General features: G+C 39.8%; 14 protein-coding genes. 9 read left to right on the top strand and 5 right to left on the bottom strand.

What is annotated here, in order from left to right:
- The 5 genes from M028_RS31115 to lsrF all read left to right on the top strand — a co-directional run.
- A partial coding sequence (locus M028_RS31115; protein ID WP_035424713.1) for an aromatic amino acid lyase occupies nt 1-818 on the top strand: 818 nt, incomplete at its 5' end.
- Nucleotides 819-896: 78 nt separating this feature from the next.
- Complete coding sequence (locus tag M028_RS33460; protein ID WP_197031476.1) at nt 897-1,046, top strand: hypothetical protein; 150 nt, start codon at nt 897-899, stop codon at nt 1,044-1,046.
- A 142-nt stretch (nt 1,047-1,188) separates the two neighbouring features.
- On the top strand, nt 1,189-2,751 hold the full coding sequence (gene lsrK / locus M028_RS0126030; protein ID WP_026576467.1) for an autoinducer-2 kinase: 1,563 nt from the start codon (nt 1,189-1,191) through the stop codon (nt 2,749-2,751).
- Between the two features lie 21 nt (nt 2,752-2,772).
- Nucleotides 2,773-3,129, top strand: a complete 357-nt coding sequence (locus M028_RS0126025; protein WP_026576466.1) for a cupin domain-containing protein — start codon at nt 2,773-2,775, stop codon at nt 3,127-3,129.
- A gap of 15 nt (nt 3,130-3,144) precedes the next feature.
- Nucleotides 3,145-3,936 (top strand): 3-hydroxy-5-phosphonooxypentane-2,4-dione thiolase, encoded by a 792-nt coding sequence (gene lsrF, locus M028_RS0126020; protein ID WP_026576465.1) that lies wholly within the window; start codon nt 3,145-3,147, stop codon nt 3,934-3,936.
- Between the two features lie 42 nt (nt 3,937-3,978).
- Here the strand turns inward: lsrF and M028_RS0126015 are convergent, their stop codons facing one another.
- Nucleotides 3,979-4,371 carry a thiol-disulfide oxidoreductase DCC family protein gene (locus M028_RS0126015; protein ID WP_155925813.1) on the bottom strand — a complete coding sequence of 131 codons (393 nt, stop codon included), beginning with the start codon at nt 4,369-4,371 and terminating at the stop codon, nt 3,979-3,981.
- Between the two features lie 136 nt (nt 4,372-4,507).
- Between M028_RS0126015 and M028_RS0126010 the strand changes: the two genes are divergently transcribed.
- Nucleotides 4,508-5,587, top strand: coding sequence for an NAD(P)H-dependent flavin oxidoreductase (locus M028_RS0126010; RefSeq protein WP_026576463.1), 1,080 nt, complete (start codon nt 4,508-4,510; stop codon nt 5,585-5,587).
- Between the two features lie 280 nt (nt 5,588-5,867).
- Entirely contained in the window at nt 5,868-6,515 is a 648-nt protein-coding gene (locus M028_RS0126005; RefSeq protein ID WP_026576462.1) for a phosphatase PAP2 family protein, read from the top strand.
- Between the two features lie 83 nt (nt 6,516-6,598).
- On the opposite strand, the gene M028_RS0126000 is transcribed toward M028_RS0126005, so the two are convergent.
- The 4 genes from M028_RS0126000 to M028_RS0125985 form a co-directional block, all read right to left on the bottom strand.
- Nucleotides 6,599-7,267 (bottom strand): hypothetical protein, encoded by a 669-nt coding sequence (locus M028_RS0126000; RefSeq protein WP_026576461.1) that lies wholly within the window; start codon nt 7,265-7,267, stop codon nt 6,599-6,601.
- Nucleotides 7,268-7,455: 188 nt separating this feature from the next.
- A complete protein-coding gene (locus M028_RS0125995) occupies nt 7,456-8,592 on the bottom strand; it encodes a hypothetical protein (RefSeq protein WP_026576460.1) in 1,137 nt (378 codons plus the stop codon).
- 66 nt (nt 8,593-8,658) lie between these two features.
- The gene (locus tag M028_RS0125990; RefSeq protein WP_026576459.1) at nt 8,659-9,159 is read right to left on the bottom strand and encodes a hypothetical protein; all 501 of its coding nucleotides are present in this window, start codon (nt 9,157-9,159) and stop codon (nt 8,659-8,661) included.
- Nucleotides 9,160-9,314: 155 nt separating this feature from the next.
- A complete protein-coding gene (locus tag M028_RS0125985) occupies nt 9,315-10,382 on the bottom strand; it encodes a CotH kinase family protein (protein WP_026576458.1) in 1,068 nt (355 codons plus the stop codon).
- A gap of 317 nt (nt 10,383-10,699) precedes the next feature.
- On the opposite strand from M028_RS0125985, the gene M028_RS31720 reads away from it, so the two are divergent.
- Nucleotides 10,700-11,338, top strand: coding sequence for a hypothetical protein (locus M028_RS31720; protein WP_026576457.1), 639 nt, complete (start codon nt 10,700-10,702; stop codon nt 11,336-11,338).
- A 42-nt stretch (nt 11,339-11,380) separates the two neighbouring features.
- Complete coding sequence (locus tag M028_RS31715; RefSeq protein ID WP_051591249.1) at nt 11,381-11,734, top strand: hypothetical protein; 354 nt, start codon at nt 11,381-11,383, stop codon at nt 11,732-11,734.
- Nucleotides 11,735-11,762: the final 28 nt, after the last annotated feature.

Genomic DNA, 11,762 nt, shown 5'->3' with positions numbered 1-11,762 from the left:
CATTTGATGAAGACATTCATGTTGCCCGCGGTTACCAGCAGCAAATCGATACAGCAGCAAGAATCCGCAGCTATTTAAGTGACAGCTTATTGACTACACAACAAGGCGAGCTTCGCGTGCAGGATGCATATTCACTTCGTTGTATCCCACAGGTTCATGGGGCTTCATGGCAGGCACTTGATTATGTAAAAGAAAAATTAGAAATTGAAATGAATGCGGCAACAGATAATCCATTAATTTTTGATGATGGTGATAAGGTTATCTCTGGCGGTAACTTCCACGGGCAGCCTATTGCGTTTGCGATGGACTTTATGAAAATTGCTGTTGCGGAAATGGCGAATATTTCAGAACGACGCATTGAGCGTTTAATCAATCCGCAATTAAATGACCTGCCGCCATTCTTAAGCCCAGAGCCAGGTTTACAATCTGGTGCAATGATTATGCAATATGTGGCAGCAGCGCTTGTTTCTGAAAATAAAACATTGGCACACCCAGCAAGTGTCGATTCGATCCCATCTTCTGCGAACCAAGAGGATCATGTAAGTATGGGAACCATTGGCTCAAGACACGCTCATCAAATTATTCAAAATGCAAGAAGAGTTCTTGCGATTGAATTGATTTGTGCCATGCAGGCTGTGGAATACCGTGGTGTGGATAAAATGGCTACACAAACAAGAAGACTTTACGAAAAGGGAAGAGAACTTATTCCTTCTATTAATAAGGACCGAATTTTCTCTAAAGATATCGAAAAAGCCGCTGAAGCCTTAAAGAAAATCGATTTGACAACATTCATACAGCAATTTGATGATGTTAAATAAAAGTTTAGGCCAAAAATTGAAGTGACATTGCTAGGATCTTCTATTTTTTACTGCAAATAATTATTGGAGGAATTAAAAATGTGGGTTATCACTCTTTATTCTATGGATAATATTAAAATGTATGAATATGAAAAAGAAGAGGAAGCAATAGAAGCCTTCAAAAAGATTCAAGGCACCAAAATTCTTTCTGAAATTGTCTACTTTAATGATCCTTGTTTTTTAAATTAAAGATTAAAACCCTGTATGAATCATACAGGGTTTTTTTCTCTTATGAAAGGGACAAGGCAATCCAGTTCTTTTTAAAAAAATTGCGGATATATTTCTTGTAAGGGGTGATAAATTTAAAAACCTGATATAGAGGTGAAGCCAAATGGAGTACATTCTCGCCTTTGATGCCGGAACGGGCAGTATTCGGGCGGTATTATTTGATCTGTTTGGAAATCAAATCGGTGTTTCGCAATTTGAATGGGACCATTTAGCGGATGAACGGTTCCCTGGGTCAATGGATTTTGATTGGGAAACGAACTGGGGCTTGGTTGTCCAATGTGTTCAAATTGTATTAAAAGAAACAGGAATTAACGCAAGGAATATCAAAGCCATCAGCGCAACAGCCATGCGAGAAGGAATTGTCCTTTATGATGATCAGGGTAAGGAGATTTGGGCGTGCGCCAATGTGGATGCAAGGGCCTCAGAGGAGGTTAAGGCGCTAAAAGATCTAAATTCAGGAATAGAAAAAGAGATTTATAACATATCTGGACAAATGTTCGCTCTAGGTGCATTGCCAAGGCTGTTATGGATCAAAAACCATTTACCGGAAATCTATGAAAAAGCAGCGGCGATGACGATGATTAATGATTGGCTTCTTTTTAAACTATCCGGCAAGCTTCAGGTCGACCCATCAAATGGCTGTACCACCGGTATTTTTGATTTAAGGAAACGGGATTGGGAAAAGAAAACGGCAAATTTATGCGGAATTAAAGAGAATCTATTTCCGCCTGTAAATGAGGCAGGAACAGTCTTAGGGGCATTGACGGATGAGACCGCAGTCTTAACAGGATTATGCCCGGGAACCCTTATCGTCTCAGGCGGGGGAGATGCGCAAATGGCTTCTGTTGGCGTGGGGGCTGTTCTGGAAGGGCAAACGGTGGTTTCAGGCGGCTCCTTTTGGCAGCAGGAAGTCAATGTTTCAGAACCTATAATAGATAAAGGGGGACGAATACGGGTAAACTGTCATGCGGAACCAAACCTATGGCAGCTTGAAACCATCGTCTTTTTCCCCGGTCTTGTAATGAGATGGTTCCGTGATGCATTTTGTGACATGGAAAAAGCGGAGGCGGCTGCAACCGGATGCGATCCATATGAAATTTTAGAAGAAAAAGCCAAGGATGTGCCGATTGGTGCGAATGGAATTATCCCGATTTTTTCCGATACGATGAATTTTGGTTCCTGGCGGCATGCCGCTCCATCCTTTATAAACCTCACACTTGATCCTCAGAAAACAGGAAAAAAAGAACTCTTTAAATCCCTTCAAGAAAATGCAGCCTTAATTACTTTAGGAAACTTAAAATTGATTGAAGAAGCAACAGGTACTTATCCAGAGGAGGTTATTTTTGCAGGGGGAGCTTCGAAAGGAAAGCTGTGGAGCCAAACACTTGCAGATGTCTTAGGGGTTCCAGTTAAGGTTCCTGTGGTAAAAGAAGCTGCCGCTTTAGGCACAGCTTTATATGCAGGTATCGGGGCAGGACTCTATGAAAATATTGAAAAAGCAGTCGAACAGGTAGTGAAGTGGGAGCGGACCTACCAACCTAATTTAGAAAATCATAGGGTTTATCTTGAAATTTTTAAAAAATGGAGGCGTGTCTATAAAGAACAGCTGATCCTAGCCGACCGTGGTTTAACCACTAATATGTGGAAAGCACCTGGATTGGATTAATTTTTGAAAGGGGTGAAAGGGATGAAAAAGGTGAATGAAAATGAATTTGAATACCGGTTTGGGGACAATGGACCGAAATACTTAACAAAGGGGCCCAATGTGGATGTTGGAGTTGTCGTATTGAAGCCGGGACAGGACTTTCAAAACCATTATCATTCCGTTTGTGAAGAAATTTTCTATATTCTAGAAGGTGAAATTGATTTTTATATCAATGGAGACCATATTCCGGCAAAGAAGGGGGATATGATTCAATGCCGGCCACATGATTCCCATTATTTAATCAATCAATCTGAGAAACTATTTAAGGCTGTGTTTATAAAGTCCCCGCATATTGAGGTACGGGATACTGTAAATCAACCGAATCCTGTTATTAAATAAAGGAGTGTGTTACGAATGAGCTGGGGGTTTCAAAACCGTTTGAACAAAATTTTGCCCAATCGAAGGGCCGTCATGCTGGCGATTGATCATGGATACTTTTTAGGGCCAATTAGGGGATTAGAAAAGCCGGGTGAAACGGTAAAAGATCTTCTTCCCTATACAGACTCCCTCTATTTAACGAGGGGTACACTCGCATCTTGTATTCCCAATGATACGGAAAAACCGATGGTCCTGCGTGTATCCGGCGGTCCGACAACGGTTGGTAAGGATTTGGCAAATGAAACGATTGTCACCTCCGTGAAAGAGGCGATCCGTCATAATGTGGTCGGGGTGGGTGTTTCTGTATTTATTGGCTCTGATTATGAAACGCAAACGGTTACGAATCTTGCTCATGTTGTCAGTGATGCCCATGATTACGGGCTCCCGGTTTTAGGGATTACTGCAGTCGGCAAAGAGCTTGAAAAACGGGATGCAAGGTTCCTTGCATTAGCTTCAAGAGTAGTAGCGGAAATGGGGGCAGATATTGTAAAAACCTATTACTGTGAAAATTTTGAAGAGGTGACAAGCAAGTGCCCGGTACCGATTGTAATTGCCGGGGGACCGAAGTTTGATACAATCCGGGAAGCACTCGAGATTACGTATAATGCAATGGAGCAAGGAGCTGTCGGGGTGGATATGGGGAGGAATATTTGGCAGTCTGATTACCCGCTTGCGATGATTCAGGCGATCCATTCGATTGTGAATGAAGGTTTTTCCGTGAAAGAAGCAGTGGAATTATATGAAGTGAATACGAAAATGAAAGCATAAAACAATACACGCCTGAAACCTATAGCGTAGGTTCAGGCTTTTTTAATCCAAAAACCTCTTTTTCAACTCCGGTGAAGGGAGCATACAGCTGTTTTTCTTGCCAAACCATGTATAGCGGTTTTTCGCTATGATATCATATATGTAGTCTCTACTATTCGTTGGGATGATCATTAGGATTGCGAACAGCTTCCATGCACCTTTGAGCTCCCGACAAACCCGTAATGCAGCTGTCGATTTCATATAGACCTTATCGTTTTCAATTAAAACAAAGCTATTAAGATCAGGTGCGAGACCATATTTCGTTATTATTCGGTTTCCAGTTTCTCCTTGGAGGGATGCGAACTTAAATTTCCTAGATACATCTCGCTTGATAATAAACTGCACACTATGATTACATAAATTACATACACCATCAAAAAGAACAATTCGCTCCATCTCATCACCACTCATTCTGATATAAACTCGATGTCCGCTCCACACGGACAAAACAAACGGTTTGTCCACGGACGGTGCCTGTCACTATTTAAACAACTGATTAAATATATTATATTATGAAAGGCGGAAGAAAAGCATGTGGCAAAATGATTTAACAAATCAACTAGGTATTCAATATCCGATTATTCAAGCTCCAATGGCGGGAGGGCCGACTACGTCAAAATTAGTTGCGGCAGTTTCGAATGCGGGCGGACTCGGAACAATCGGTGCGGGTTATCTCACACCAAGTCAAATCCGGCAACAAATACAGGAAGTAAAACAGTTAACGGAGAAAAATTTTGGAATCAATTTATTTGTTCCATCAAATTATCAACAGGATGAGCAAAAAATAATGACAGCTAAAGAACTTCTCCAACCAATTGAACAGGAGTTAAAAGTTGACTCCACCGTTAAAATCCCAACTTTTGAACAAGACCTGGAAACTTTTCATGAGCAGGTACAGGTCGTTATGGAAGAACAAGTGCCAGTCTGTTCCTTTACATTTGGATTGCCTTCACAAGAAATCATGGAACTTTTAAAAAAGAATTCAATTATCGTCATCGGTACGGCCACAACTGTTCAAGAAGCCATCCTAAACGAACAAGCTGGTATGGATATGGTCGTTTTGCAAGGAAGTGAGGCCGGTGGACACCGCGGCACTTTCGAAAATAATGCCGAGCAAGGTTTAATCGGTTTAATGTCGCTAATTCCTCAGGCGGCAGACCAAATAAACCTTCCCATCATCGTTGCAGGAGGCATAATGGATGCAAGGGGAGCAATTGCTGCTAAATGCCTTGGTGCACAGGCAGTTCAAATGGGAACCGCCTTCCTCGTATGTGAAGAGAGTGGAGCATCGCAAGTACATAAGGAAACCATAACCAATGCTTCCGAAGATCAGGTGGTATTGACGAAAGCTTTTTCAGGGAAAATGGCAAGAGGAGTGAACAATCGTTTTATCGAAACAATAAAAAAAATGGAGCACAACTTGCCGCCATATCCAATTCAAAATGAATTGACAAAAGGGATTCGCAAAGCATCCTCCGCATCTCGAAACCCGGAATTTATGTCCCTTTGGGCAGGTCAAAGCCCGCGATTAGCAAAAGCCTCAACTGTTCAAGAATTAATAAACCAGTTAATTGAGGATACAGAAGCTTTAAAGAAGAGGTTATCATTTTAAATTTTAAGGAAAAAATGTTAAAATATAACTAATGTACATTTTTCAGGTTTAACATCAATCATTACAAAATTTATTCAGCCAACAAATGTAAGGACCGAACGAAGGTGCCCGCCTGCGTTTCGTCCTTTTTCGTTTACCAATTTTCATTATAAAGTAATAGTTTAATTGGGGAAATTATGCACAAAAACCATGTATATGGTACTATAAACTAGGAGTCTATTGATTTTTAAAATTGTATGAATTAAAATGGACTACCAATCTTTAAAGGGAGGAATAAACAATGAAAATTCTTATCAAGAAAGCTCCCTACTTGCTTTTATTGTTTGTAATTCCCCTATTGGCGGTTATTTATCAGATCCTAAATGAACGGACACATAAAGCAGTAGATATTTCCACTTCGGTTGATCAGGTTATTCCCTTTCTGCCTTTATTTATCATTCCCTATATTGTGTGGTATGGCTATATTTTCTGTTATTTAATTTATTTTTGCTTTAAAGACACAAAAGTATATTTAAAAACATTGATCCTTATTGTCGTTGCAGAACTTATTTGTTTTGTCGTGTATTTCTTTTTCCAAACAACCGTGCCACGGCCCGAATTAATAGGTAATAGCTTGCTAATCAGGCTTGTCCAATGGATATATGCAAATGATCAGCCAGTAAATTGCTTTCCAAGCATTCATGTCCTCACAACTTTTACAATCATGCTTGCTTCACTGCATATAAAAAACAAACACATTCTCAACACACTGTGTATAAATATAGTCGGGACCTTAATTATTGTTTCCACATTATTTGTTAAGCAGCACGTCATTTTTGATATGATTGGCTCTGTCACTTTAGTAACCTTTTTATACGGGGTAACTTTTGAACTATTATCCTTTCGTGTTAGTGAAAAATCAGAAACGGTTTATCTCAAAAATAAATAGGCCTTTTGGAGGGAAGAAGCGGACTAAATCAGTCCGTTTTTTTTTCAAAAAAAAGTGTCCTAAAAGACACTCCGTTAAATATTTTAGGTCATATGAACAGTTTTGACGTGTTGTAGATGCAAGTACACCGGATCTTCTTTAGCCCTAATAATTTCCACAAAATTATTTTTAATCCCCTGAACTTTCCCTATAAAATTTTCACATTCTCCCATATTAAAAACAATTAATTCTCCAACTAACTTTTCAATTTGCACTTCAAAAGACCTTGCAAAGGAAAGGTTTGAAGGATTTACTGGGAAATTCGTGTTACTTAGTCCATAAGGACGTTGGTTTTCTGAATAAGGAATTAACCATTTTAAATGGTTGAGGGAAATAAACATTGTTTTGTAAATGGGGGAGTAAAAAATGAAATAATTATTCATGATGCTAATAATATATCCATGTACTGCTTTGTTTCCAGTTACATAGATTTCTGTAAAAATTCCTTTTGCGGAAGTAAGTGTCTTTCTTAGGGATATTTCTTCGTTATGATTATAGATTGGGGAAGGTTCTGATGAAATATAAAACTCGTCAATTTCATCTTCGTTAAGAAATTGCCAATTTTGAATATGGATAGTAGGAATATATAAATAATCATAGCCATCAAACAGGACCCATAAATCACTTCCGATGTCGATCAGCATGCCACTTAAAATTTTTTTACCTGAAATCTCTAGTTTTATATATTTTCCGATCTGTTCTTTTAAATTCATAAAATCTTATCCTTTCATAGGACTTGCAATTTACAAGATGAGAGGGACTGGTGTTTAAGGGGAATGACCTTTAATAGACCAGTCCAAATCATTTTGTAAGGATTTCTTTAGGATGCTATAAGGGACATTGACATGGAAGAGAAATATGATGATTTTCATAATGACTATCCTTGATAGAGGTTGCGGAATTAGAAACGGTTCGCTCTATTTCTCCTACTTGGCCAGCCGGCGAATGGGAAAGCACCTTCGCTATTATGTGAAATCGGTTCACCCGCAAAACGATTTGACCGTTTTTCCTCAGCCTTCTGAATGTTCGCAGCACTGGTCTCCACTGTTTTCTTCGTTTCTCTATTTTCCTTCACTGAGCCGAAGATATTGGCTGTATTGCTAAACTTTAAGGCAGTTGTTTCTTTCGTTGTTTCTTTCTTTGTTTCTTTCGTTGATTCTTTCGTTCCTTTTACTTCTTCGACCACTTTCCTTGAGGAGCTCTTAGACTTTGAACTTTTCTGATCCTTAGTGGAACTGGAGCGTTTACTTTTCTTAGATTTTTCTTCCTTGGAGGAAGTAGTGCGATCACTTTTGGATGATTTTGTTTGTTGGTTAGTTGATTCCTCTTTTTCAACAGTTTTCGGTTTAATGGATTGTGACCAAACCAACGCAGCGGAATTATCAATATTTAGTTGGTTAGAAAGATCGATGCTTTCTTCTTCCTCGATAGCGGTAATTTCCTCTACGATGTCGATTGTTTCGTTAGAACTATTTTCTGCTTCTTCCTCCTGATATGTTACCTCTGTTTCATTTTGCTCTTCTTCATTGGAATCTGAATCTGAATTTAAGTCTGATTCTGAATTCGAATCTGTATCTGAATTTGAGACTGAGTCTGAGTCTGAACTGCTTGAGTTTTCTTCAATAACTCCTTTTACAATATTGGAGACATGAGAAAGTTTAATAAGAATTCTTTCTTCACCGCTAACTAAGGTGACGAAATCGGAGTCCACTTCACTGACAATTCCGCTGAACGTTTGTTTATTTAAACAAAGGATACTTACCCAAGAATGAGTTAATGAATCGAGTAAATCTTTTAAGCTGGTCGTTTTTAAAAATTGATTTGAAACTTCCTCACTTTGGAACTCTTTTGTGTTCTTTGTGATCGCTTGGATCTTATCTAGACTATAATAAAAAATGTAATTATTTTCGTTTTCTAAAATGATATGGTCTTCTTCTACGCCCATTAGTTTTCCTTTGACTATTTCTTCACCTACATACAGATTTACACTAAAGCCTTTTAATAAATCCAGAGTAGATGAAAATCGATCTTGGCTCATTCATAAATCCTCCTTATGGGATTAATTGTCGCTTCCCTGTTAAGAGAAGCGACGAGATTCAACTCATTACTTTTTCTTATCGTTATTTTTATTCTTTTCTTCTTTTCCCTTATCTTCAGAACCTTTTTCGCCTTCATTCGTATTTTCAACTTTTAGGCCGTAGCTGATATTTCGAATATGGAACATAGAGAAGCGAACAATTTCATCCTTCACAATAATGGCTACATACTCCGGAGTGATCTCACTAAGCACACCTTCAATGCTTTCAGGACCACGGTTCATGTGTACCCATTGATATTGCAAGCTTTTTAACAAAGCGTTGAAGGTATTTGCCTTTTTATATTCAAATCCTTCTGGTGCTTCTACCCCAGCATCGATTTTGTCCTGGGTGCTTTCCGTAATACTTTTGATATGCTGCATATTGTAATACAAAATCCCATCCTTTTCGGTTAATAAGATAAATCCGTCATCGAAAACCTCTAATAATTTTCCGACCCTTGAATTTGGACCATGTCTATCAACCTTGATGGTTTTGCCGACAAAGTTACTCATCATTTCTTTATTCATACCACCATTTTCCTCCTTAAAATTAAATAAACATTTACACTGCATCTATATGTATCACGGGGTGATGTTGTACTATTATAGGTGCCTGTTTTTCAATTTTGAGGAAAAAATAGGCAAAAAAAAGTATATGGAATTTGCCATATACTTCACTTTGCCTATATAACGGTCATCATTTTTTCTTTAAGGTAAGAATTTCGTTTTTTAATAAACCTTAGAATGTATAATTTTTCTTTTTCAAGTGTTTGTTCATTAATGGTTAAATAAGGATCAAGACTAATATAAGGCTTTAGTTCATTGAATAGATCCGTAATTATGGGTTCAAGGTTTTCAACAGTATATTGATTTTCTAAGGCAGAGGTAAGGGTGGTTACATACTTTTCATTGAAATGAGGGATTGTGAGAAGTCTATTCGTCAATGTATTGTAACCAGTAATCGGCACGAAATCATGGCTTAATTTCCTCCCGTGAAGATCCCTTCCCCAAGTGCCATCATAATCCCAGGGAGTCATTTCATAAAGATTGCTTTTCCCATTATGATATAAAGCATAATTATGGATAAACCCATCAAAATTTTGCGTACAAACGACTCCTGTCAGCCATTTTAGATATTGATCTGTATCCAAAAATTTTGGGATAACTTTTTCAAAATCATCGTTATTTAAAGTGTTTACCTTTGCAATAAAATCTTCTAGTCTTGCAAGATCCTTTTCTGACCCATACTTGACTGTATACCCTTCATCTAAGCTGGTTTTTAATTTATTTTTTGGAGTGGTTAGGGAGAAGTTTGCATGATAATTAGTGGCATAAATAATTGCCCCCTGAGGCAAATTTCTTTTTTTCAATAAGTATTTGTCGAAAGATTCTAGCTCTAAATAAATCCCTTTACAATATCCATTAATAAAAAGAAGAACATGCTTAGATCGCGGTGAAATTACTCCTAAGGAATGAAAAAAATCCAGTGCGAGTTTGTTTCTGCTTAGTGAGATATCCGAATACTCTGCATTAAGGTGGATTTCATGGGCTCCATTTACGGTATGGGGTTTTTTAAAAAGGATGTGATATGATTTTTTTTTCTTCTTTCTGATGACGTTTCCGCGGTAGGCAAGGGTAATTGCATATTGATTTCCCTCCATTTTTAGCACTGCGGGCACAGGATCCGTCCAAATATCCTGTTCTAAGTTTTTTAATATTTTTGGATTTATAAAGATTTCATATTTAAGCAACTTATATACCCCTAAATAAATTATTTTTAGAATTGTATGCTTTGAGATAGGTAAATGTGCAGTTTTGTAAAATTCCAACATGCAAAGAATTAGGTGAATTTTATTAAAAATATATAAATGTCCATGTCAATCCCGACAGTTTTCCCATAAGTTAGAAAGGAAAATATTTATTTTTGGAAGTGGTGAAAAAATGGTATTAAAGTTGGACATGGACCAATTATTAGCTATGGCGAAAGAAAATGGTGTGTTAGCCTTTCTAGATAGTAATCCAAAAGAAGTCGTTGCAAAACATAAAGGAAAGGGGCCAAAATCCCAGGGTGGTAAAAAAGGCCCTAAATCCAAAGGGAAAAAGAATAAGTCCGACAGCAGCGGGTCCAGCGGTAGCAGCGGTTCTAGTGGAAGTAGCGGTAGCAGTGGGTCCAGCGGCAGTAGCGGTAGCAGCGGATCTAGCGGTAGTAGCGGCAGCAGCGGATCTAGCGGTAGTAGCGGCAGCAGTGGATCCAGCGGCAGTCGTGGTAAAAGAAGATCCAGTGGAAGTAGCGGCAGCAGCGGATCCAGCGGTAGTAGCGGCAGCAGTGGATCCAGCGGCAGTCGTGGTAAAAGAAGATCCAGTGGAAGTAGCGGCAGCAGTGGATCCAGCGGCAGTCGTGGTAAAAGAAGATCCAGTGGAAGTAGCGGCAGCAGTGGGTCCAGCGGCAGTCACGGTAAAAGGGGATCCAGCGGCAGTCACGGTAAAAGGGGATCCAGCGGCAGTCACGGCAGCAGCGGATCTAGCGGTAGTAGCGGCAGCAGTGGGTCCAGCGGCAGTAGCGGTAGCAGCGGATCCAGCGGCAGTCGTGGTAAAAGAAGATCCAGTGGAAGTAGCGGCAGCAGCGGATCCAGTGGTAGTCATGGTAGCAGTGGATCCAGCGGTAGACAAAGTTCAAGCAGGAGTAAAGGAGTTCGCGGACCATTAGGCAGACGTCGTCGGTCGGGTTCTTCAGGCAGCAGTGGCTCTAGTGGCAGTCACGGCAGCAGTGGGTCCAGCGGTAGTTCCGGAAGCAGCGGTTCAAGTGGTAGTTCCGGAAGCAGCGGTTCCAGTGGTAGTTCCGGAAGCAGCGGTTCCAGTGGTAGTTCCGGAAGCAGTGGGTTCAACGGTAGTCATGGTAGAAGGAGATCCAGTGGAAGTAGCGGCAGCAGCGGTTCCAGTGGTAGTTCCGGAAGCAGCGGTTCCAGTGGTAGTTCCGGAAGCAGCGGATCCAGCGGTAGTTCCGGCAGCAGCGGATCCAGCGGTAGTTCCGGAAGTAGTGGTAGCAGTGGATCCAGTGGTAAACAAAGTTCAAGCAGGAGTAAAGGAATTCGCGGACCATTAGGCAGACGTCGTCGGTCAGGTTCTTCAGG

The sequence above is a fragment of the Bacillus sp. UNC438CL73TsuS30 genome (assembly GCF_000482325.1).
Classification (GTDB): domain Bacteria; phylum Bacillota; class Bacilli; order Bacillales; family Cytobacillaceae; genus Neobacillus.
This window is presented reverse-complemented; position numbering and strand designations above follow the sequence as displayed.

Coding starts and splice junctions, on each gene's coding strand:
- M028_RS0126005 (WP_026576462.1), top strand. CDS start 5,868: ATGAAAATTCTTATCAAGAAAGCTCCCTACTTGCTTTTATTGTTTGTA.
- lsrK (WP_026576467.1), top strand. CDS start 1,189: ATGGAGTACATTCTCGCCTTTGATGCCGGAACGGGCAGTATTCGGGCG.
- M028_RS33460 (WP_197031476.1), top strand. CDS start 897: ATGTGGGTTATCACTCTTTATTCTATGGATAATATTAAAATGTATGAA.
- M028_RS0125990 (WP_026576459.1), bottom strand. CDS start 9,159: ATGAATAAAGAAATGATGAGTAACTTTGTCGGCAAAACCATCAAGGTT.
- M028_RS0126010 (WP_026576463.1), top strand. CDS start 4,508: ATGTGGCAAAATGATTTAACAAATCAACTAGGTATTCAATATCCGATT.
- M028_RS0125995 (WP_026576460.1), bottom strand. CDS start 8,592: ATGAGCCAAGATCGATTTTCATCTACTCTGGATTTATTAAAAGGCTTT.
- M028_RS0126000 (WP_026576461.1), bottom strand. CDS start 7,267: ATGAATTTAAAAGAACAGATCGGAAAATATATAAAACTAGAGATTTCA.
- lsrF (WP_026576465.1), top strand. CDS start 3,145: ATGAGCTGGGGGTTTCAAAACCGTTTGAACAAAATTTTGCCCAATCGA.
- M028_RS0126015 (WP_155925813.1), bottom strand. CDS start 4,371: ATGGAGCGAATTGTTCTTTTTGATGGTGTATGTAATTTATGTAATCAT.
- M028_RS0126025 (WP_026576466.1), top strand. CDS start 2,773: ATGAAAAAGGTGAATGAAAATGAATTTGAATACCGGTTTGGGGACAAT.